19 protein-coding genes are annotated in these 21,945 nt (G+C 61.8%); 12 read left to right on the forward strand and 7 right to left on the reverse strand.

Features of this window, described 5'->3' with window-relative positions; genetic code table 11:
- Positions 1-13: 13 nt before the first annotated feature.
- Entirely contained in the window at positions 14-1,327 is a 1,314-nt protein-coding gene (gene hisD, locus P3T18_RS32975; RefSeq protein ID WP_429304163.1) for a histidinol dehydrogenase, read from the reverse strand.
- A 190-nt stretch (positions 1,328-1,517) separates the two neighbouring features.
- Here hisD and P3T18_RS32980 point away from each other — a divergent pair, with 190 nt between their 5' ends.
- Positions 1,518-2,564 carry a LacI family DNA-binding transcriptional regulator gene (locus P3T18_RS32980; RefSeq protein WP_429304164.1) on the forward strand — a complete coding sequence of 349 codons (1,047 nt, stop codon included), beginning with the start codon at positions 1,518-1,520 and terminating at the stop codon, positions 2,562-2,564.
- 41 nt (positions 2,565-2,605) lie between these two features.
- Here P3T18_RS32980 and P3T18_RS32985 read toward each other — a convergent pair whose 3' ends face one another.
- A complete protein-coding gene (locus P3T18_RS32985) occupies positions 2,606-3,157 on the reverse strand; it encodes a TlpA disulfide reductase family protein (protein ID WP_429304165.1) in 552 nt (183 codons plus the stop codon).
- Positions 3,158-3,361: 204 nt separating this feature from the next.
- Between P3T18_RS32985 and P3T18_RS32990 the strand changes: the two genes are divergently transcribed.
- Together P3T18_RS32990 and P3T18_RS32995 are read left to right on the forward strand one after the other, a co-directional pair.
- The gene (locus P3T18_RS32990) at positions 3,362-4,222 is read left to right on the forward strand and encodes an NAD(P)-dependent oxidoreductase (protein WP_429304166.1); all 861 of its coding nucleotides are present in this window, start codon (positions 3,362-3,364) and stop codon (positions 4,220-4,222) included.
- 104 nt (positions 4,223-4,326) lie between these two features.
- On the forward strand, positions 4,327-5,025 hold the full coding sequence (locus tag P3T18_RS32995; protein ID WP_429304167.1) for a flavin reductase family protein: 699 nt from the start codon (positions 4,327-4,329) through the stop codon (positions 5,023-5,025).
- A gap of 65 nt (positions 5,026-5,090) precedes the next feature.
- Here the strand turns inward: P3T18_RS32995 and P3T18_RS33000 are convergent, their stop codons facing one another.
- Positions 5,091-6,467 carry an NAD-dependent succinate-semialdehyde dehydrogenase gene (locus P3T18_RS33000; protein ID WP_429304168.1) on the reverse strand — a complete coding sequence of 459 codons (1,377 nt, stop codon included), beginning with the start codon at positions 6,465-6,467 and terminating at the stop codon, positions 5,091-5,093.
- A gap of 203 nt (positions 6,468-6,670) precedes the next feature.
- Positions 6,671-7,642, reverse strand: coding sequence for a GlxA family transcriptional regulator (locus P3T18_RS33005; protein ID WP_429304169.1), 972 nt, complete (start codon positions 7,640-7,642; stop codon positions 6,671-6,673).
- A gap of 292 nt (positions 7,643-7,934) precedes the next feature.
- Between P3T18_RS33005 and P3T18_RS33010 the strand changes: the two genes are divergently transcribed.
- From P3T18_RS33010 to P3T18_RS33030, 5 genes are all read left to right on the forward strand, one after another.
- Positions 7,935-8,864: a LysR family transcriptional regulator gene (locus P3T18_RS33010; RefSeq protein WP_429304170.1), complete on the forward strand. Its 930-nt coding sequence runs from the start codon at positions 7,935-7,937 to the stop codon at positions 8,862-8,864.
- Positions 8,865-8,957: 93 nt separating this feature from the next.
- Positions 8,958-9,872: a LysR family transcriptional regulator gene (locus tag P3T18_RS33015; RefSeq protein ID WP_429304171.1), complete on the forward strand. Its 915-nt coding sequence runs from the start codon at positions 8,958-8,960 to the stop codon at positions 9,870-9,872.
- A 145-nt stretch (positions 9,873-10,017) separates the two neighbouring features.
- Entirely contained in the window at positions 10,018-10,815 is a 798-nt protein-coding gene (locus P3T18_RS33020; protein ID WP_429304172.1) for an SDR family NAD(P)-dependent oxidoreductase, read from the forward strand.
- 158 nt (positions 10,816-10,973) lie between these two features.
- Entirely contained in the window at positions 10,974-11,768 is a 795-nt protein-coding gene (locus P3T18_RS33025; RefSeq protein WP_429304173.1) for a type 1 glutamine amidotransferase domain-containing protein, read from the forward strand.
- 95 nt (positions 11,769-11,863) lie between these two features.
- Entirely contained in the window at positions 11,864-12,598 is a 735-nt protein-coding gene (locus P3T18_RS33030; protein WP_429304174.1) for an SDR family NAD(P)-dependent oxidoreductase, read from the forward strand.
- 31 nt (positions 12,599-12,629) lie between these two features.
- Here the strand turns inward: P3T18_RS33030 and P3T18_RS33035 are convergent, their stop codons facing one another.
- Positions 12,630-13,550, reverse strand: coding sequence for a LysR substrate-binding domain-containing protein (locus P3T18_RS33035; protein ID WP_429304175.1), 921 nt, complete (start codon positions 13,548-13,550; stop codon positions 12,630-12,632).
- 122 nt (positions 13,551-13,672) lie between these two features.
- Between P3T18_RS33035 and P3T18_RS33040 the strand changes: the two genes are divergently transcribed.
- Positions 13,673-14,461 carry a HalD/BesD family halogenase gene (locus P3T18_RS33040; protein WP_429304176.1) on the forward strand — a complete coding sequence of 263 codons (789 nt, stop codon included), beginning with the start codon at positions 13,673-13,675 and terminating at the stop codon, positions 14,459-14,461.
- A 52-nt stretch (positions 14,462-14,513) separates the two neighbouring features.
- Positions 14,514-15,374, forward strand: coding sequence for a transporter substrate-binding domain-containing protein (locus tag P3T18_RS33045; protein ID WP_429304177.1), 861 nt, complete (start codon positions 14,514-14,516; stop codon positions 15,372-15,374).
- A gap of 24 nt (positions 15,375-15,398) precedes the next feature.
- On the opposite strand, the gene P3T18_RS33050 is transcribed toward P3T18_RS33045, so the two are convergent.
- Positions 15,399-15,836, reverse strand: coding sequence for a hypothetical protein (locus P3T18_RS33050; RefSeq protein ID WP_429304178.1), 438 nt, complete (start codon positions 15,834-15,836; stop codon positions 15,399-15,401).
- A gap of 271 nt (positions 15,837-16,107) precedes the next feature.
- Here P3T18_RS33050 and P3T18_RS33055 point away from each other — a divergent pair, with 271 nt between their 5' ends.
- A complete protein-coding gene (locus P3T18_RS33055; RefSeq protein WP_429304179.1) occupies positions 16,108-17,313 on the forward strand; it encodes an acyltransferase family protein in 1,206 nt (401 codons plus the stop codon).
- 95 nt (positions 17,314-17,408) lie between these two features.
- Positions 17,409-18,449: an acyltransferase family protein gene (locus tag P3T18_RS33060; protein ID WP_429304180.1), complete on the forward strand. Its 1,041-nt coding sequence runs from the start codon at positions 17,409-17,411 to the stop codon at positions 18,447-18,449.
- A 10-nt stretch (positions 18,450-18,459) separates the two neighbouring features.
- On the opposite strand, the gene P3T18_RS33065 is transcribed toward P3T18_RS33060, so the two are convergent.
- Positions 18,460-21,927, reverse strand: a complete 3,468-nt coding sequence (locus P3T18_RS33065; protein ID WP_429304181.1) for a hypothetical protein — start codon at positions 21,925-21,927, stop codon at positions 18,460-18,462.
- Between the last annotated feature and the right edge of the window lie 18 nt (positions 21,928-21,945).

The raw sequence follows: 21,945 nt of genomic DNA on the forward strand, positions 1-21,945 counted from the left end.
CCCGCACCGGCAATCAGGCGGGAACGGCCGTGCCGTACGGCACTTCGCGGTTGCCGAAACGGCGCACGCGAATATTCGCCTGCTCGCCGTGCGCGATCATGCCTTCGATGGCACACAGCCGCGAACAGTACGATCCGATCAAGGCGCTCGCCTCATCCGTCAACACCTTCTGATACGTGCAGGTCTTGATGAACTTGCCGACCCAGAGTCCGCCTGTGTAACGCGCCGCCTTGCCCGTCGGCAGCGTGTGATTCGTGCCGATCACCTTGTCGCCGAACGCGACGTTGGTCCGCGCGCCGAGGAACAGCGCACCGTAGTTCTTCATGTTTTTCAGGAAGTAGTCCGGGTCGCGCGTCATTACCTGAACGTGCTCGGAGGCGATGTCATCCGCCACCGCGACCATCTCTTCCAGCGTATCGGTCACGATCACGGCGCCGTAGTCGCGCCAGGAAACGCCGGCCGTGTTCGCGGTCGGCAGAATCTTGAGCAGCCGCTCGACTTCCGCGATGGTGTCCTTCGCCAGTTGCAGCGAGTTCGTGAGAAGAATCGCCGGCGTGTTGAAACCGTGCTCCGCCTGACCGAGCAGGTCCGTCGCGCACATTTCCGCGTCGACGCTGTCGTCCGCGATCACCAGCGTTTCGGACGGACCCGCAATCAGGTCGATGCCGATGCGGCCGAACAGTTGACGCTTCGCTTCGGCCACGAACGCGTTGCCCGGTCCGACCACCATGGCGACCGGATCGATCGTCTGCGTGCCGAGCGCCATCGCGGCGATCGCCTGCACACCACCGAAGGTGTAGATTTCGTCGGCGCCGCCGAGATGCATGGCAGCGACCACGGCCGGATTCGGCTTGCCGCCGACCGGCGGCGACGCCGTGATGATGCGGGGCACACCGGCCACCTTCGCCGTCACCACGCCCATGTGTGCCGACGCAACCAGCGGAAACTTGCCGCCGGGCACGTAGCAGGCAACGCTATCCACCGGCATGTTCTTGTGACCCAGCACCACGCCGGGCAGCGTCTCGATCTCGACGTCGCGAATCGAGTCGCGTTGCGCCTGCGCGAAGTTGCGCACCTGTGCCTGCGCGAATTTGATGTCGTCGAGTTGGCCGGACGACAACGAGCGCACACAGCTCGCAATCTCTTCGTCCGACAGACGGAAGCTCTCGGGCGACCAGTTGTCGAACTTCGCCGAGAGTTCAGCGACCGCCGCGTCGCCGCGCGATGCAACGTCGGCAAGAATACCCGTGACGACATCACGGACCTTGGCCGCGTCTTGCGAAGAGTCTTCTACGCTACGACCGTTCTTCAGATACTGGATTGCCATTTGCATTTCCTTGTTTGCGGGTGACGGGAGCAGGCTGTCTGATGCGAAGCGCTTGCGGTATGGTTGCAAATGTAGCGCAAATTTTTATGCAAACTTTGCGCAAATGCTCCAGACTTACCCTACGCGCCCGAATCTGAACGGTTCTGGCGGGGCATCGACCATTCTTCGTCACTACTTTCTATGCAAATCTATGCAAACGAATGAATCCACACAGGGCCGCGCGAAACCCGCGAAAGTCCGTCTCGAAGACGTCGCCGAGCGCCTCGGTCTATCCATCTCGACGGTTTCGCGCGCGCTCGCCGGGCATCCGGCCATCAGCAGCGAAACGCGTAGCGCGGTGCAGACCGTCGCCGCCGAACTGGGCTACCGCATTCCGTCGCAAGGACGGTCCACGCGAAAATCCGCGACCAAGCTCATCGGCGTGGTGGTCGGCGCACTGCACAACCGCTTCATGACGCTGCTGCTGACTCACCTGCACGATGCCTTGCTGGAGTTCGATTATCAGATCACGCTAATGATCGACTCGATGAACGACCCCGAGAACCTGCTTGCATTCCGGCCGTTGATCGACGGCTATCTCGACGGAATGATCTTCGCCACGGCCACGCTCGACTCGCCGGTCGTGGCCGAAATGCAAAGAAGAGGTATCCCGCTGGTACTCGTGGTTCGCTCCGTCGACAATGTTCGCGTGGACACGGTGGAGGTCGACAACGTACACGCCGGCACCATCGCGGCCGAGCATCTGCACCAGCTGGGTCATCGCCGGATCGGGCTCGTGATGGGTGCACAAAACACGTCGACGAGCCGGGACCGCGTCAAAGGCGCGCTTCAATGGCTGGCGGAAGCCGGCATCCCGCGTGAATCCGTGCCGCTGATTTTCTGCGATTACACCAGCGAAGCGGGCTATTCGAGCGCCATTTCAATGCTGAGCGACGACAACCGCGTGACCGGCATCATCGCCGGCAACGACACGATCGCGCTCGGCGTGCTCGAAGCGGCCAAACGACAGGGCGTCGCCGTGCCACAACAACTTTCGGTGATCGGCTTCGACGACATGCCGCTGGCAGGGTCCCCGCTGGTGGCATTGACCTCGATCCGCCAGCCGGTCGAAGCGATGGCGCGAACTGCCGCGCGGCGTCTCGTCGAACGCATTCGAGCCGGCGGCATGGGCGCACCGGTCCACGACGTCCTGCCGATTCAACTGGTGCGCCGCGAAACGACTGGACCCGCAGGCTGATCGAGTGATGGACGCATGCGGGTGTTTCGTATCAGGCGGCTTTAACCATTCGACGGCTCGTGCAGCGCTTGCGCGACGACAGCATCGAGTTGACTGAAATCCGGCGGCCCGACATAGCGCTTCAGAATTTTGCCGTGCCGGTCGACCACCAGGGTCGTCGGCGTAAGTTGAACATCGCCGAATGCATGCGCGAGGCTTCCGTCGTCGAGCGTGAGCATGAATGGAAGCCGGCGGGTTCGCGCGTAGTTCACCGCGTAATCTCGCGGCGTATAACTCATGGCAACGGACACGAGTTCGAGCCCTGCCCCGTGGAATCGCTGATACGTGTTTTCGAGGCTGGGCATCTCCGCGATACAACTCGAACAGTTCGTGTCCCAGAAGTTGACGAGAAAGACGCGTCCCTTCAAATCGGCGGTCGTCGAGATCTTTTGACCGGAGAGCAAGGTAAAGGTCGCATTGGGGACTTCCGGCTTCGCCAGCAACAGATGCCCAATCAGAAATGCACCCGCCACGCCGATCAAACTCGCGGGCAGCCATAATTTTCGACGATTCACATTCACTCTCCTTTCAGCGATCTTTACCTTAAGTGACATCGACCTCACAGTCCATGTCGAATACGTATGCATTTCGCGCCACTGGAAGCCGTTCGACAAGCTGTTCGATGAGCATGTCTCGAAACGTGGCAATTACGACGTTGCCCTCTTCTGTGCGCCAAGCCTAAGATCCATCCGGATCGACAGGCAATATCGCCAGGCAATACATAGCACGAAATCAGGCACACCATCAGGAACAACATCATGGCAAACGTTTCAGTTTTAGGTTTGGGCGCGATGGGATCGCGTATGGCGGCCAATCTCATCAAGGCCGGCCACCAGGTCACCGTGTGGAACCGGAGCCCGCAGGCCGTTGCGGCGCTGGTCGGCGCAGGCGCGAAGGCAGCGCAAACGCCGAGAGAAGCCGCTGCCGGAGCGGATTTCGTGGTGGCCATGTTGCGCGACAACGAAGCCTCGCGGCAAGTCTGGCTCGACGCGGAGACCGGCGCACTGGAGGGTATGTCCGCGAAGGCAGTCGCCATCGAAAGTTCTACCCTGACCGCGGAGTGGATTCGCGACCTGGGTGTGCAGATGTCCGGGCGCGGCGTCTCGCTACTCGAAGCGCCGGTGGTGGGCAGTACGCCACAGGCCGAGGCCGCGCAATTGATCTATTTCGCGGGCGGCGATGCCGTCACCTTTGCGCGCACGGAGCCCGTGCTCAAGGCGATGGGCTCGGCCATCACTCACGTTGGGCCCTTGGGGTATGGCGCGTTGGCCAAGCTGTCGACCAACACCTTGCTCGGCATTCACGTCACCGCCATCGCGGAATTGATCGGCATGTTGAAGCATGCCAATGCAGACGTGGCGCGCGTGCTGGAAGCGGTCGGCACGACACCGGTATGGAGCGCCGTGGCGGCGCGCGTTTCCGCATCCATGCTTGCCGGCAACTTTGCGCCGCAATTTCCCGTCGAGTTGATCGAGAAAGACTTCGGCTACACCTTGCAGACCGCGGGCTCGGATTCGTCGGCGCCCACCATCGCGGCCTCGCGCAACGTATTTCGCAACGCCGTCGAGAAGGGATTGGGCAAGGACAACATGACGGCTGTCGTGAAGCTGTTCACGTGACAGAGCCGAATAAAGATTAAGGAGCAATTAAGCAGCAAGATTCGGAGTGTATAGAACGTGCACGGACCGCATCATGAATCATCCACTCACGGAGCAAGGAACTCATGAATACGCCGCACGTCGTCACCGAACCCAATATCCTTTATCTCGGCACGCCCGTTGTTCTGGTCAGCACCGTCAACGAAAACGGTACGCATAATCTCGCGCCGATATCGTCGGTGTTCTGGCTGGGATGGCGCGGCGTGCTCGGCATTGCGTCCGGCTCGCAGACCACCCGCAATCTGCTTCGCACCGGCGAATGTGTGCTCAATCTGCCGTCGATCAACGAAGTCGGCGCGGTCGATCGTATCGCGCGAACCACGGGCACGTACCCCGTTTCCGAATTCAGGAAGGCGATGGGCTACGTCTATGAACCCGACAAGTTCGGCCGCGCGGGCATGACAGAATTGGCGTCCGATACCGTCGGCGCGTCGCGCGCACTCGAATGTCCGATCCAGCTCGAAGCGGTCGTGGCGGCCGTGCACGGCATCGGCGAAGACAATGAAGAACTGCGCGGCTTTATCAGTCTGATCGAAGTGCGCATTCAACGCGTTCACGTCCATCCCGATCTGCTCATGGAAGGTCACGCCGATCGCATCGATCCGGACAAGTGGTCGCCATTGATCATGAGCTTCCAGAAGTTTTATGGACTCAGCGGACAGGTGCATCCGTCGCGACTCGCCGAGATACCGGAACGCGCGTACCGGAGCCCCGACATCGACCGCGCGGCACTGTCACGCTCAGTGGCCACAATGACCGATTGATGTACTGCGTGAAGGCCTAAAAGCCGTCGAAGGCTGAAGCGGGTCCAGCCCTCGACGGCCTGCGCTCACGAAGCGTTGCTGACGAGAACGAGCTTCTGGTTCACGAACTCCTTGATGCCGAGTTGGGACAATTCACGTCCGTAGCCCGAGCGTTTGACGCCGCCAAAAGGTAACTCGGGCGCAGTCGACGCAAAGCTGTTGATCCAGACGGCGCCCGTTTCGATACGCGAGGCCAGGGCTCTGGCGCGCTCGATATTCGCGGAATACACCACGCCGGCCAGGCCGAAGTGCGAGTCGTTGGCCAGCTCCACGATCTCGTCGTCGCTTTTGACGACGTAAATCTGCGCGACCGGCCCGAAGAATTCCTCGAAATAAGCCGGGTTGTCGCGCGTCACGTTGGTCAGGATAGTGGGCTCGAAGAAGTTGCCCGGACGATCGATCGGCTTGCCGCCCAGATGCAGCGTTGCACCGGCATCGACCGCGCGCTGGACCTGTTTGGCCAGACCCGCGCTTGCTTCGGGCGACGAAAGCGGCCCCAGCTTCGTTTCCTCCTCCATCGGGTCGCCGATCTTCACCTTCGCCATGGCCTCGGTGAAGCGGTTCAGAAACTCGTCGGCGATTTTTTCATGAAGCACGAAGCGCTTCGCGCAGATGCACTCCTGGCCGGCTATGTGCAGCCGCGAAAACACACCGGCCTCGACGGCCTTGTCGATATTCGCGTCTTCCAGCACGACGAAGACATCGTTGCCGCCCATTTCGAGCGTCGACTTTTTCAGGTGTTTGGCCGCCTGCGTGGCGATGGCCGCGCCCGCGCCTTCGGACCCGGTCATCGCCGCGCCCACGATCCGGTCATCGGCGATGATGTCCGCCACCTGGCTCGACGTGATGAACAGATTGGCCCACGCGCCCTTGGGCGCGCCCGCCTCGTTCACCAGTTCCTCGAACACCGTGGCGCAATGCGGCACGATGCTCGCGTGCTTGGAAACAACCGGATTGCCGGCCGCGAAGTTCGGCGCGAATACCCGCATCAACTGATAGTACGGGAAATTCCACGGCTCCACGACCATCATCACACCAAGCGGATGATGCTCGATCCAGGCTTCACCGAGCGCGGACTCGATCCTGATCGGCGCCAGAAAACCTTCGGCCTCGCGCGCGTAGAAGCGCGCTATTTCAGCGATGATCCACACTTCATCTCGTGCATCCGAGATCAGCTTGCCCATCTCCTGTACGCAGATTTTCGCGAGTTCCTCGGCTCGCGCGTCGATGAGATCGGCGAGGCGTTCCAGCACCTGCACGCGCTGCTGGATCGGCCCCTGCGCCCAGCTCGACTTGTAGAGCGCGTGGGCCGCGGACAATGCCGCCTCGATGTCGGCCTCGGTGTGATTGGGATAGGTCTTGATCAGTTTATTGGTCGTCGGGTTGACCGTTTGATATGCCATGACAGCTTCCTTCTGAAAGAGAGCAGACACCCCCCAACGCCGCCATTCGAAGACGGGCGCGGGCTGGTTCGGCGAAGTTGATCTGAACGTGACGGACATGCTGGGGAAGTCCCCGCCCGATCCGTCCGCCCGATAAAGGTAGGCTTCTTCTGCGATGTCTCAAACGTCAAATAAACAGCGATTTAGGCCGCACGGTGAGCAACTCAATCCAGCGCTTCGGCGGCGTCTGCATGAGGCCTTGCTTCCAGCCGCGCCATACGGCGCAGGACCTGAGGCGGCTGTCCGAATGCTCGCAGGAAGGCTCGCCGCATCTGGTCACGGTCGCTGAATCCGGTCTGACGGGCCACCACTTCGATCGGATGCCGGCTCTGCTCCATGAGATCGCGTGCGCCCTCGACCCTGAGCGTCTCGATTGCCTTAGCCGGCGATTGCCCCGTCTCCGCGAGAAAGGCGCGGCTGAACTGACGCGGGCTCAAATGCGCCGCCTCGGCGAGTTCGGCAACGGTAAGCGGCCGGTGCAGATTTTCCCGCGCATAAGTGAGCGCCGCCTGAATCCGGTCGGATTTCGGCGCGAGTTCCAGCAGCGTGGATATCTGCGATTGACCGCCCGTGCGGCGATGATAGATAACGAGTTCGCGCGCCACGGCCTTCGCAACGTCCACACCGAGGTCGCTCTCGATCATCGCGAGGCTGAGGTCGAGACCCGCGGCACCGCCGGCCGTCGTCCAGATCGGACCGTCGTTCGTGAAGATGCAATCCTGATCGAGCTTCACCGCGGGATACTGCGCCTGGAGCAGCGGCGCGTGCATCCAGTGCGTGGTAGCGTTGCGTCCGTCGAGGAGCCCTGCTTCGGCCAGCACGAACGCGCCGGTGGAAATCGCGGCAATCCGCCGATGCAAAGCCAGCGCGCCGCGAATGTACTCGATCAGGCCGGGTGGCGACGCTGTCGGGATCGTCGCGCCGCCGACGAACAGCGTGTGAAACGGCGTCGACGAAAATGGCTTGCTTTCCAGCATCATGCCGCAGGAGGTTTTTATTTTTCCTCCGGTCTCCGAAATAAAATGAAGCGCGTAAGGTGGCGTTTCGGTGACTGTGTTGGCAACCTCGAAGGCCATGACGATACTGAGCGCCATGATCGAATAATCCGGGTAGATCACAAACGCGACGTCACGCATGACCGTGTTTCCTCGAGAGGTGTACCGCGATGGCATGTTCTGTCCGGACGTCGACGTACCGCGTCCGTTTAATGATCTGAAGAGTGCGGCTTCGAGATGTTCGCGCCGTCTTTCGTGCGATGTTTTGCACAGCGATTTTTGCCGCGCAAGTGAAGCGTCCGCCGGAGTGTCGGGGTGATGAGCGAAGCGCTGGCTGTAATGTAGCGCCTCACCTTGCCGGCGAATATAATCTCAACCCGCAAGGGCTCTTGAGCGAGGTTCAGCAATGAAACGAGGGGAGTTCGACGATCTGGTGGCGTTCGCAACCATCGCCCGGACGCGCAGCTTCACGCGCGCAGCGGCAGATCTCGGTGTATCCCCCTCGGCCTTGAGCCACGCCATCAGAGGTCTGGAAGTGCGCGTGGGCGTGCAGTTGCTGGCGCGCACGACGCGAAGCGTCGCGCCAACGCCGGCAGGAGAACGACTGCTGCGCTCGCTCGAACCCGCACTCAGGGAAGTCGAAACCGGCCTTCACGCGTTGAGCGACTGGCGCGGCGACCCGTCCGGCTCGCTGCGCATCACCACCTTCCAGTTTGCCGCCTACACGGTGTTAGGGCCGGTCCTGCCGAAGTTCCTGCGCGAGAATCCGCGAGTTTCCGTCGAGGTCGACATCGACACGCGGCTGACCGATCTCGTCCGCGACGGTTTCGACGCTGGAATACGCTGGGGAAAGTCGGTCGCTCAGGATATGATCGCGGTCCGCGTCAGTCCCGACGCGCGCATGATCGTCGTTGGCGCGCCCTGCTATTTCGAGCGGCATCCGCGCCCGCAGACCCCCACCGATCTCGAACAGCACAACTGCATCAACTACCGTTTCAAGTCCACGGGCGGATATCTGCCGTGGAAATTCGAGCACGAGGGAAAAGAACTTCGCCCTCGCACGGAAGGTCAGCTGATTCTCGACGACGGCGAGCTCGGAGAAGACATGATTCTGGCCGGCGTGGGCCTCGGTTATATGCTCGAACCGCAAGCCATGCCCTACCTGAGCGCCGGGCGCCTCGTCCAGGTACTCGACGAGTTCTCACCGCCCCATCCGGGCTTGCACCTCTACTATCCCAGCCGGCAGGTCACGCCTGCACTGCGGGCACTGATCGACGCACTCAGACTGAAAGAACGCGATCCACCGTTGCCGCCCTGGAGTGTGCGCCCCTGTGACATCGAACCCGATCCTGATGACGAATAAACGTGTTCGGTAAGGTGTTCGGTATCCCGCAGCGCCGCAGCGTGTGCGACCAATATAATTCACGCATCAAGGGCTCTGGAACGAGGTTCAGCAATGAAGCGAGGTCAGCTCGACGATCTCCTGGCGTTCGCCACGATCGCCCGTGTCCGCAGTTTCAGGCGCGCGGCCGCCGAGCTCAACGTCTCACCGTCTGCGCTGAGCCATACCATGCGATCTCTCGAGACGCGCCTCGGGGTGCGCCTGCTTGCGCGCACAACGAGAAGCGTCGCGCCCACGCCGGCAGGCGAGCGCTTGCTGGAATCCGTCGAATCCGCTCTGGAACAGGTCGAGTCCGGGCTTGGGGCGATGGGACAGTGGCGCGGCGACCCGGCAGGCGCCATCAGAATCACTACAGCGCACTATGCCGCCCATCACATCCTGGCGCCTGCCCTGCCCGCGTTCCTTCGCGAGAATCCGCGAATCACCGTCGAGATCTGCGTTGAAGGCCGGCTCGCCGATCTCGTTCGCGACGGCTTCGATGCGGGAATACGGTGGGGAGAAATCGTCGAGCAGGATATGGTCGCTGTCCGCATAGGGCCGAACACGCGCCTGATCATGGTCGGCGCGCCGGACTATTTCGAACGGCACCCGCGCCCGCAGTCGCCCGCCGATCTGGAACGTCACAATTGCATCAACTACCGCAACGTCAGCAGCGGCGGCACTTTTCCGTGGACGCTTCAGCGTGCCGACGGCAAAGAAGTTCGCGGCCGCGCCGACGGTCAACTCGTTATCGCCGATGCGCCCGATCTCGCGGTCACCCTGATTCTCGCGGGCGCCGGATTGGGCATGGTGCTCGAAGAACAGGCCGCGCCGCACGTGGCGGCCGGACGACTCGTTCACGTGCTCAAGGACTTGTGCGTGCCGTTCGGCGGGCTGCATATCTACTATCCGAGCCGGCACGTATCGCCTGCCTTGCGGGCACTCGTCGACAGGCTGAAATGGAAGCCCTCCGACGAGCCCGAAGCCTGAGGCACACGAAGCAAAAACGCCCGCTCTCGCAGGGCGCGCGCGCCGTGTCCTGAATCGCGGCGTATACGACATTTGAAAGTGCGGGCTGCAAGCGTAGTTTCTCTCCATCGGCTCAATCACGAGCCTCTCACGACGGAGAAACACGATGAGCAGTCCCTCCTCCAAGGGCGTCGCCCTGATTACCGGTGCCTCTGCCGGCATCGGTGCGATCTACGCCGATCGCCTCGCCAAACGTGGTTACGATCTGATCCTGGTCGCTCGCAACGAGCAGCGGCTGAACGAGGCCGCCGCGCAGTTGCGCGCTAAAACCGGCGTCCAGGTAACCCCGCTGCCGGTCGATCTGAACGACAAGGCCGGTCTCGCCAAAGTCGAAGCGGTGCTGCGCGACGACCCGAGTATCACGATGCTGGTCAACAATGCCGGCGTCGGGTCCGTTGCCTCGATCCTGCAAGCCGACGTCGACAAGATGCAGGCCATGATCGAGCTGAACGTCACGGCTCTGACGCGTCTGACCTACGCGGTCGCTCCCGCTTTCGTGGCGCGCGGCAAAGGCACCATCGTCAATATTTCCTCGGTGGTGGGCATTGCCGTGGAAAACCTGAACGGCGTCTACAGCGCGTCGAAATCGTATGTCCTGAGCTTTGGCCATTCGCTGCAAAAAGATCTGGCCGACAAGGGCGTGCGCATTCAGACCGTTCTGCCCGGCGCCACCGCGACGGAGTTCTGGGACGTTGCCGGCTACGCGCCGCAGAAGACCTCCGAGATCACCATGCAGGCGGCGGATCTCGTCGACGCAGCGCTGGCCGGTCTCGACGCAGGCGAACTGGTGACTATTCCAGGCCTTCACGAAACCGAGGCATGGACTCGCTGGGAGCAGGAACGACGCGACATGTCCGCGAAATTCCGCAACCCGAAACCCGCGCCGCACTACCGGATTGCGTGACGGGTGACCTGCGAGGTGACCCAGGCGTCGCCTGACTGGTAGCGCTGTTAATCCCGAATCAAATCCATTTTTCCAGCAGAAGCAACGGCGCGCTCATGCACAAGCTCATGTACCCGTAGGCGCCGCTGCTCCAGCATGCTCAATGAAAAGGTGATCTCATGTCCAAAGGCAAAGTTCTCGTCGTGATGTCCAGCGCCAATGCGCTCGATCTGAAAGACGGCAAGACCTACTCGACCGGCTACTACCTGAACGAGTTCGTCGTGCCGTATCGCAAACTGGTCGCGGCCGGTTATGAACCGGTTATCGCCAATCCGAAAGGCGACCGTCCGGTGATGGACGCCAACTCCAATCACGCCATGTTCTTCGGCGGCGACGACTCGGCTCGCGCGGACGCGCTCAAGTTCGCGGAAGGCCTCGATCTGCTCGAGCGTCCGAAAACGCTGGCCGCGGTGCTTGCGGAAGGCACGGATGGCTACGCCGGCCTGTTCATTCCGGGCGGCCACGCGCCGATGGTCGACCTGCTGAAGGACAGAAACCTCGGCAAGATTCTGACGCAATTCCACGAGAGCGGCCGTCCGACCGGCATTGTCTGCCACGGCCCGATCGTGCTGCTTTCCGCTCTGGCGGATCCCGATGCCTTCATCGCGTCGATGATCGCCGGTGACGGCAAGGCGAGTTCGCTCAACACCGGCTGGCCTTACGCCGGCTACCGCCTGACCGTCTTCGCGACCGGCGAGGAACAGGCGCTCGAAGGCCCGAGCGGTCTCGGCGGCCACGTCCAGTACTATCCCGTCAACGCATTGGCCGAGGCCGGCGCGCGCGTCGAGACCATCGCGAACTGGCATCCCAACGTGGTGGTCGATCGCGAACTGATCACCGGACAGCAGCCGATGTCGGCACCGGCATTCGGCGACGCTCTGGTGGCGAAGCTCGACGAATACGCTCGCCGCTAACGAAATCCGGGCTGGTGTCACACGCCGGCTACTACAGTGGCAAAGTAGCCGGTGAATGACAGCCAGCCGCCTGAATAACCCCGAGAGAGGTCGAAATGAAGAGTGCCGTTATTATCGGTGTCGGTCCGGAGAACGGACTTGGTGGAGCCTTGTGCAAACGGGCTGCCGCCGGGGGCTATTACGTGTTCGTCGTTGGCCGCACCCAGGAACGGCTCGACGGGGTCGCTCAGGCAATCCGGTCCGCCGGCGGTCAGGCGAAAGCCATCGTCGCCGATGTGACTCAGGAGCAGGATGTCGTCAGCCTCTTCGATCAGGTGATGGCACCGGGCGCGCCGATCGACGCGCCCGACCTCGTCGTGTACAACGTCGGCAACAATCGACGGATCGACTTCCGCGAAATGTCGCTCGCGGATTTCGAGAGCTTCATGCGCACTGGCCCGATCGGCGCATTTCTCCTCGGCCGCGAAGTCGCGCGGCGGATCGTGCCGCTTGGACGGGGAACACTCATCTTTACCGGCGCCTCGGCGAGCCTGAGAGGCAGACCGGGCTTCGGCCACTTCGCCGCATCGAAAGCCGGCGTGCGCATGCTTTCGCAGAGCATGGCACGGGAATACGGCCCACAAGGTCTGCACGTTGCTCACGTTCTCGTCGACGGCGGTATCGACGGTGAGCGGCTAAGAACGATGTATCCCAATGCCGTGACCGAACGCGGCGAGGATGGACTCCTGCGGCCCGAGGCCATCGCCGACGCCTATTGGCTCATTCACACGCAACAACGCTCTGCATGGACCCAGGAACTGGATCTGCGCCCGTTCGCGGAACAGTTCTAGCGCGCATCAACCGCGCGCCCATTCGGCGCGCTCAGACGGGCACCTCCTGCCCGTAGTGCTCATCGCGCAGCAGGCCCAGCAACTTCCTGACGTCCGCGCGATTCGCCTTCGCTGCCGAGACGAACGCGCAGTACGGATGTCCTAGCGAAACCGATGTCGGCGTCAAGGCGATGAGTCGTCCCGCTTCGAGATCGGCACGCGCCATGACGCGCTGGCCGAGCGCCACGCCCCAGCCGAGGCGCGCGGTGGAAATGGCGAGACTCGACAGGCCCACGCGCCGTCCGCGTGACGCATCCGGCTGAAAATCGCTGCCCGTCGCGGCGAACCAGTCGCCCCATGTCGGGTGCGACGCGTAATTCGATCCCCAGTTGGTATGGATAAACATGCTCTCGTGAATCCGGGAAAGATCGAACTCGTCATTGCCATGCGTGTACCAGAACTCGGGCGCACAAACGGGCATGACCTCATCGTGGACGAGCGGCGTCACCTGCAGTGACGGATAGTGATACGCGCCATAGCTGACCCGGACATCGATGTCGTGCCGGCCCATATCGACGGGATCGTCTTCGACGCGCACGTCGATAGCCATTTGCGGAAACACGCGCAGCAAGTCGGAGAGCTTCGGCGCGAGCCATGAGTCGGCGAGCGAGAAAGGCGCGCTCACCACCAGCCGGAGGCGCATTTCCCCTTCGACGATGCGCTCGGTCATCGCCGCAATGTCGTTCAACGCGCGCGACGTTTGCGGATAGATCGCCCTTCCCGCGTCGGTCAGCGTGATCCGGTTGCCGGTCCGTATGAATAGCTGCTTGCCGAGAAAGTCTTCGAGGTTGCGGATCTGCTGGCTAACCGCAGCGGCAGAAACGCCCAGTTCGATGGCCGCCGCGGCGAAGCCTCCGGTTCGTGCTGCCACTTCGAAGGCCTTGACTGCATTCAACGGGGGAAGTCGCGACATTGGGTTGTCCCAGCAGAAGATTTTCTAGGGCAAGCCTAACAATTTAGACCGTTGAAGAACAGTTTTTTTCACGTTAATTTGCTTGCACGAGTTCGATAAACAAAACAGTGAGGAGCAAAAACATGCGAGACATTCTCGACCTTGACCGTTATCCGCTGGACCAGGAAAACAGCGCGGCGTGGAAGCAACTGGTCGAACGGTGCAGTCATGAACTGGCTGCCAACGGCATGTTCAACCTCGACAATCTTCTGCGGCCCGGCGTCGCCGACATGGCTGCCGCCGAAATTCGTCCGGTCATGGCCGCGAGTTCGTATCAGCACAAGCGTCTGCACAACATCTATTTCAAGCCCGAGATTCCGGAACTCTATGCAGGTCATCCGGCGCTGCGTCAGGTCGAAACCGTGAGTCACACGCTTTGCGGCGATCAGATTCCGGGAAGCATCGTATTGGCCATCTACGAATACCGGCCCCTCGCGCGCTTTCTCGCCGCGGCAATGGGCAAGAGCGCGCTCTATGTGATGAAAGACCCATTGGCGCGGGCTAACGTGATGTCATACCGGGAAGGAGAAACACTGAACTGGCATTTCGACCGCTCTGAGTTCACCACCACGCTATTGCTGCAAGCCCCTGAGGCCGGCGGCGAATTCGAATACCGCTCCGATCTGCGCGGCGACGACGATCCCAATTACGACGGCGTGGCGCGTCTGCTGGAAGGCAACGATCCGCAGGTGAAGCGCCTCAAGCTCAAAGCCGGCAACCTGAACGTCTTTAGAGGGAAGAACACCGCGCACCGCGTCACGACGGTCAAGGGCAATACCGACCGACTGATTGCCGTGTTCTCTTACTACGAGAAGCCGGACGTCATGTTCTCCGCCGACGAGAGAACCGGATTCTATGGCCGTGCCGCCTGAATCACGCTTTGAAATAACCGCCAGCGCAGGACAACTTTTTCGGGGATATCGAATGAACTTCAAGCGTGCTTTTACCCGCGCAGTCTGCAGCTTCGCCGTTCTGGCGGTAAGCGGAACGGTTGCCGAACCGGTCTTCGCCAAAGACTGGACCTCCGTCACGATTGCAACGGAGGCCGCCTACGAACCCTGGAACATGACACTGCCTGGCGGCAAGATCAGCGGATTCGAGCCCGAACTCATGCAGAACCTTTGCGAGCGCATCAAGCTCGAATGCAAGCTCACCGCGCAGGACTGGGACGGAATGATTCCGGGCCTTCGCGCGGGCAAATTCGACGTATTGATGGACGCCATCATGGTCACGCCCGAGCGGGAAAGAGCAGTTGCATTCACGCGGCCTTATGCGTCGACACCCGGCGCCTTCGTTGCGACCGATCCTCGCCTGCTTGCGTCGCTCGGCGGCAATGGCAACGTGGTGAAACTCACCGGAGACCCGAAAGCCGACAAGGCATTTGTCGATCAACTTCGTGTCGCGTTGAAGGGAAAGACAATCGGCATTCAGGTCGGCACCGCCTACACGGATTTCATCAAGAAGAACTTCAGCGATATCGCGACGGTTCGCGAATACAAGAAATCGCCGGAGCGGGACATGGATCTGCTGATGGGCCGCGTCGACATCGCATTCGACGACGTCACGTATTTCACGTCCGTACTCAATCAGCCTGAAAACAAAAAGCTGGTTTTCGTCGGCCCCAAAATTGGCGGCTCGATCTGGGGCCCGGGAGAAGCACTGGCGTTCCGCAAGGAAGACGCCGAACTGAAATCGAAGTTCGACGCCGCGCTCTCCGGCGCGCTCGCCGACGGCACGGTCCGAAAGCTCTCGCAGAAGTGGTTCAAGACCGATATCCAGCCATAAAGTCGAACACGGCGGCCCGGCAAGTCAGTGGTAAGTCGTTGTGGAAGCCTGTAGCCGGGTCAGCACGCCACGCTGGAAGCGGAACCAGCCCTGCGAACTCTGCATGACCACTTCGTCGCCTTGCCAGAACACGCGTTTGACTGTCATGCGCCTGTCGATGTGCTGAATCACGGGCGGACGTTGACGAAAATCGTAGAGCACGGGGCCGGTCTCCGTTTGCACGAGCATCCGTTTCACGCGCTCACCGGAATCGCCGATATCGTCGAAATGCGTGAGCGTGCGGGAATCGAAACGGTCGAAAGCGAGATCGTCGAGTTTGCCGACGAAATTACGATCGGCGTGTTCGAATTGCAGCGTTCCCGCCGACGTGGCGATCGGCCCCGCCGCACTGCTTTGCGCATGAGCCTGAAAAGAAGGCATAAAGCAGGCACCAGTCAACAAGGCAATCAACAGTTGTCTCATGTTTTCTTTTTTGCAATCGTTTTCAAAGGGGCATTATCGTCAATTCGACGAAAACCGTCGAATGGGCGGAGTCGGCATGCACGCACTACAGTGACATTCTGCATGCTCGTGCTGTGTCGCTGAAAGCATGGATAGTGGCGCATCCTGCCTTTTTGTAGCGCTTAAGATCGATCACACACGATGCCGCGCGCCTTAGCGTAGCTCACAGCCGATTGCCCGCCCTTCGGGGTGCGCCGCAGAACTTCGCATCGACTCACAGCACGACGGCACCATGAAAGAAAATGTCTCGACCGTGATGGACATCTCGCGCTGGGTTGCCGCCCTGCTCGTCGTGGCAAACCATGCACGAAGCCTGATCCTCGCCGATTTCGGCGAAGTGCAGAACAAAACCCTCTTCAACAAGGCACTTTACCTCGTCACGGGCCTCGGCCACGAAGCCGTGGTGGTGTTCTTCGTCATCAGCGGGTTCCTGGTCGGCGGTCTCACGCTCGACCGCTGGCAGGCGCGCGGTCCGGACCTGCGCTCCTACGCGTCGGCACGCACGAGCCGCATTTACACCACGCTCATACCCGCGCTGCTCGTCGGTGCGGCGCTCGATTTCATCGGCTCGCACTGGGTCAATGCTAGCGCGCTCTACAGTTCGGTCTCGCCGTATCACATCGCCTCGATCAATTACGCGCTCGACTCGGCCATGACCTTGCCGACCTTCTTCGGCAATCTTTTCATGATGCAAGGCACGTTGACGCCGCCACTCGGCAGTAATGGCGCATTGTGGAGCCTCGCTTACGAATGGTGGTACTACTGCATCTTCGCCGGCATCGCGGCGGCCATGACAGGACGCGGCAATCTCACCACGAGGACGCGCTACGCGTATGGCGCCGTGGCCTTGCTGATCGCGCTTCTATTGCCTTACGCCATCGTGTTGTGGGGCGCGATCTGGGTGCTCGGCATTGTCACCCACCGCTGGATCCGCTCGACGGCGTGGCGGCCCGCGCCGCTCGCCGGCTTCGCGTGCTTTATCGCCGCGCTCGTCGTCTCGCGGATCAGTCACAACGTGGCGGCGATCGAAAACAGCCTGAGCGGCGCATTCCTGCGCGATCTGCTGCTGGGCCTCTGCTATTGCGTGGCACTGGCCAGTTCGAGCCGCCTGAAGCAGCCTGTTCTGTCGGTGCGTTTTGCGCGCTGGCATCAGGAACTGGCGCAGTTTTCCTATACGACTTACCTCTTCCATCTGCCTGCGCTGGTTCTTCTGTGCGCCGCGCTTTATCAACTGGCCGGCTGGCCGCTTGCGCAACAGCCGGACGGCGCGGGCATTGCCTATCTGACGGGCGCGATTCTGCTCACCTGCCTCTACTGCTTCGCCATGTCGACGGTAACGGAACGTTATACGCCGAACGTCAGGCGAAAACTCGACACATTGCTGACATGGGCGTCGCCCCGCAGCGGACTGTCACGCGCCCGCGCACCGGAAGCGTGATGAGTTTCATCGGAAACACACCGCTTTTAGCCGGCGGATTTCCCGAACCAACATCGTGACGGTCGCCGCTCACGCATCACACCTGGGAGGGTGATATGTCGCCAGGCGCATTCCGCTTTTTTCTTGCAACCGTAGTACTAGTCTTTCACTACAGCAGTTTCGGCGTGGGACACACGCCGGTGTATCTGTTTTTTGCACTGAGCGGCTATTGGGTTTATTCGATGTGGACGCACAAATACGAGTCCACGCGCGACCCGTACGTTACCTTCATGATCTCGCGCATCTGGCGCCTTGCACCCGTTTTTCTGTTGTGCAGTTTCATCGCACTGGCCATCACGATGATCCTGCCGCTCATCGTGACACCGCAAGTTCCTTTCGCCACGATCGACGCCCGTGCATGGGTGTCGAGTCTGCTGATTCTCGGCTATAACACCGCGAGCGGCGTGCCGCTCACGCCTGCCTGGTCGCTCGATATCGAATTGCAGTTCTATTTCGTCGCGCCGCTCGTGATCGTGCTATTGCAAAAGCGGCCCGCACTCGCCGTCGGCGTATGTCTCGCGGTCAGCGCCGCCTCGATCACGCTGTTTTACGACCGCGCATTCATGTCCTATCTGCCGTGGTTCGTCGCCGGCATTCTCACCGCGAAATACCCTGCGCTGAAGCCCGCAAAACCGCTCGCCTTGGGCTCCGGTGCAGTCACCCTGCTCACCATCGCCGTCTTTGCCGCCGTCCCCGCATTGCGGCCCGTCCTGTTCGGCGGCGCGCATCATTCTGCGCTTTACGCGGACTACAACCCGCTGCTCAATATCGGCCTGGCCGTGCTTGCGCTGCCGTTCGCATTCGCCACGGTGTCGGTTCGCAGCAGCCGCTTCGATCGTTTTCTCTCCGACGCCTCGTACTCGCTCTATCTGGTTCACTGGTTGCCGCTGCTTTTTCTTTCGCATTACGCCACGCAATTGGGCGGCCTGCCTGCACCGACGCGAGTGCTGGTCACCGTGCCTGTCGTCGCCCTGTCTTTTGTCTTGTCGGCCGCGATTACGCAGTACGTGGACCGGCCGTGCAGCCGTGTGCGCGAGCGCTTCGTCAAGCAGCGCCGCACCGCCGAACGGCCCGCGCCCGTCGGCGTGACTTACTGAGCCGACGCGCTTATTTCGGTGCCGCGACGAACCGCAAACGGCCCCACAGGTTCGGCGTCAGTTCGGCTTCGCCCGGCAAATCGCTGAGTAGCCCACTCGCCTTGTTCGACCAGTACGCGCGCTGCAGAGTCTGGAATCCGTTGCCGCGCAATACGCCGATATCTCCGGAAATCGTGCTGCCTGGGGTTGCGGCAAGATTCAGCACCTTGAGCGGCACGTCGATCCTGATGAGCGCCTGAGCCGGCGTGCCGTCGCTTTTCGCCGGTTCCTGCGTAAGCGTGACGGCGACCTTGTCACTCACATTGTCCATCCGGTCGAAATGGATCGTACGTAGCGGCGAACTGAACGTGGCCGGCGTGGAGCCGCGCGATGACGCAACCGGCTGATACAGCATCGCAACCGTCTGATCGCGCACGCGCGACACCACCAGCCGTTCGTCACCCGCAGCCGCTGTCGTGCGCCCCGGCGTGGCTTTCGGATCGGTGGCGAGCATGAGGTCGATGCCGCCGCCCGTGGTGAACAGGTTCTGCAAGGACTCGCCGCTGTTGTTGAGCAGATTGGCGTCGTCGGTTCTGACGGCAATGAGCAGACGGTCGCCAGCTATCGCGAGCGCGGCGCGCGTTTCCACGCTGGTATGCCCCCAATCGCCGGACTGCACGTCGCGCGTGTCGATCTTTGCCCACTGGGTTGTCGCGTCCGGCCAATTGGTTGGCACGGCGCCCGCATTAGACGAGCTCGCGCGATACGCCACGTCCAGCGTGGTCGTCTTCGCATCGGGACGATAGCTACTGCTTGCCTGTTTCTGTGCGGCGATCAGGTCGTTCGCACTGAGCGTCAACGAAGAATCGGGCAGCCGCTTGATGCCCTCCAGTCCCGCCACCTTGATGAGCGGTGAACCGGTGCCGGCCTGCAAATAGACGTTGCCGTCCGCAGTCCGCATCAGCATCGGATGAAAACACTCGTATTGCAGACTCATTGCACTCAGGTCCATGCCGCGCGTTGCCGTGACCGGCGGCGCGGCAGTCGCCAGACGCGCGTCCTTGAAAAGAGTCGCGACGAATAGTCCGTCGATGGTGAAGAGGTACAGGTTGCCCTGATTGCCGTTGATTGCCCACAATTGCCCCGCATCGGATGGCGCGGGCGCGTCGATCGGATTGCCGAGCACACGTGTCGTGCCGACGAGTTCGCCGGGAAACTCCGGCACCGCGGATTGATGCGACGCGTGCAGCCCAGGCCACACACTCGGATACGACCACATCGGCTTACCGTTGCGGGTTCCGCCCACGCTCTCGGCGGCAAACGGCGCGGGCGGCGTGGTGAACACGGCCCAGCCGCCGCGTCCCACGAGCATCTGACCGCCGCCCGTGCTGACCGGCAACTGCATGTTCGTCGCCAGTATCTTCGGATGCGCGACGTCGTACTGAGGGACGCCGTTCGCTCCGAGTCCGCTTGCGGAAATCACCGCGGCGGTGTCGCCGTAATACGTGATCGCGAAAGACAGATCGTCGAGCACGGTCACGTTGCCCGCATACGTCTTGTCCCCTTTGGCGTAATTCTTTAGCGCAATGAAGGCGACCTCGTCGGGGTCTACGCGTCCATTGCCGTTCGTATCGCGCCAGACGAAGATCATCGGCCGGGTGAGCGGATCGATGCCGCGAGGCATGCGCGAACGCATGGCCGGTTGCAGAAAGACCGGTAGCAGCTTGCCGGTGGCGTCGAGCGTGCTGCCGGCCGCGGCAATCGGCCGCGCGGTCTGATCCTTCCCGACATGCCACAGCATGACACTCGGGCGTCCCGACACCTGGGCACTGTGCGCGTTAGTCAGAAACAGCTGGCCGTTGCGATACAGGGGATACTCAGGCATACCGCCGGTATCGACGCCATTCAGCCCTGTCGAGTCGTCCTCCGTGCGGTAAAGAATGGCGTCCGGTGTGCTCGAGCCGGCCTGCCAGTTCAAACGGAAACTCATTGCACCTGCGTCGTCCGCGTAAAAAAAGCGGCTACTGTCGCGCGGATCCAGCGTGCCGCCGCCACCGTATTGCGGCGGCCCATACAACGCGCGAACGAATCGGCCGGTCGTTGCATCCCACACGCTCACGCGTTTCGGTGTCTTGTCGTTCTCCGCAACCCAGAGTTTGCCGGTGCCGTCGATACTGATTCCGGCGGGATGATTCATATGCGCCGGATCGTAGACACCGGTTTTCGGTGCACCGGGCTGCCCGATTGCGCGCACGAGTTTGCCGTCCGCCGAGAACACCTTGACCTGATGGCTTTGTCCCCAGTCGCTGATGTAGACGTTGCCCGCGGTGTCGAGCGTGATGCCGTGCGGGTCTTCGAGACCGGTGGCAATGACGGTTTGCGGCGACGATAGCCGCACCGTGTCGCTACGCGTCACGTCCATGCGCACGAGTTGCTGACCCGATAGCGCGAGGAGCCGGCCGCGCGAATCGAAGGCGAGTCCGCGCGGGTCTCGCAGCGGCAGACTTTGCAAAACGCTATGACGCTCTGCGTCCACGAAAAGAAGCTGATTCGCGCCGCGCAGCGCGACCACGACGAGTCCGTTGTAAGCGGCGAGACCCGCCACCGCTTCGGCGCGCTCGGGATAGGAAGGATCGGCGGCAGGTCGCGGCGGCGCGGCGGGAAACTCGATCTGATACGGCTTCTGCATGACCGGCGTATCTTCGCCCGATCCCAGGCGACTGTCGGCAGGCGCCTGGCGCTCCTTAGACATCAAGGCATTCAGCCTCAGTTCGCCCGTCTTGTCGTTATGCTGGTCACCGCTCCACGACGACGCCGCGTACGCATAAACGCCGGCCACGGCATGCGGTCCGGTGTCGCGCGCGAGTTGCGTGGCGCCCGTCCAGACACCGCCAATCCACAATTGCCCCCAGATCTTGCGTCCGGAAAGATCGAGCCAGGCCAGCCCGCTGCCGCCCTCGGACACATAGCTGCCGACGAGTACCTGTCCCTGCGCACCGTCCGAAGGACCGGGCCGTTTTGGCGCGGCGCCGGGCGGCACGAAAAGTACGGTGGAAGGCGCGGAGTGATTCGCGAGCCATTCGCTGCTGCGATCCGCGGTTTTCCACGGCGGGCGCCCTTCATCGTAGGGATTGAGTTCGTATTGAAGCTTGAGCGCGGGACGCACGAGTCCTCTTACCCGATACGTACCCGGCGCGACGATGCGCCCGGGAATATGGTACTGCCCGTGCGCGGCCGCATCGTTGTCGCGGCCCAGGTCGTCGAGCCCGTCCCACCACGCGGTATTGTTGCCGGCCGGAAAAGGCTGTTCGCTGACCAGATTGCGAACCCGCGTCCCGTCCTGCTTTTCGATGACCAGCGTCACGTAGCCCGGTTGCGATAGCGTGAAATGAATCGCGATAGGCGGATGCGCAGCGGGGTTTTGTGTCTGCGCAGCAAGGCCTTGCGTGAGCAGGACGCCGCCCAGCCACAGCGCGAATAGCCGCAGCAACACTTTCATCTGCGCCCGCGCAGATGC

It is taken from the genome of Paraburkholderia sp. GAS199 (assembly GCF_050436585.1).
In the GTDB taxonomy this organism is placed as follows: Bacteria; Pseudomonadota; Gammaproteobacteria; order Burkholderiales; family Burkholderiaceae; genus Paraburkholderia.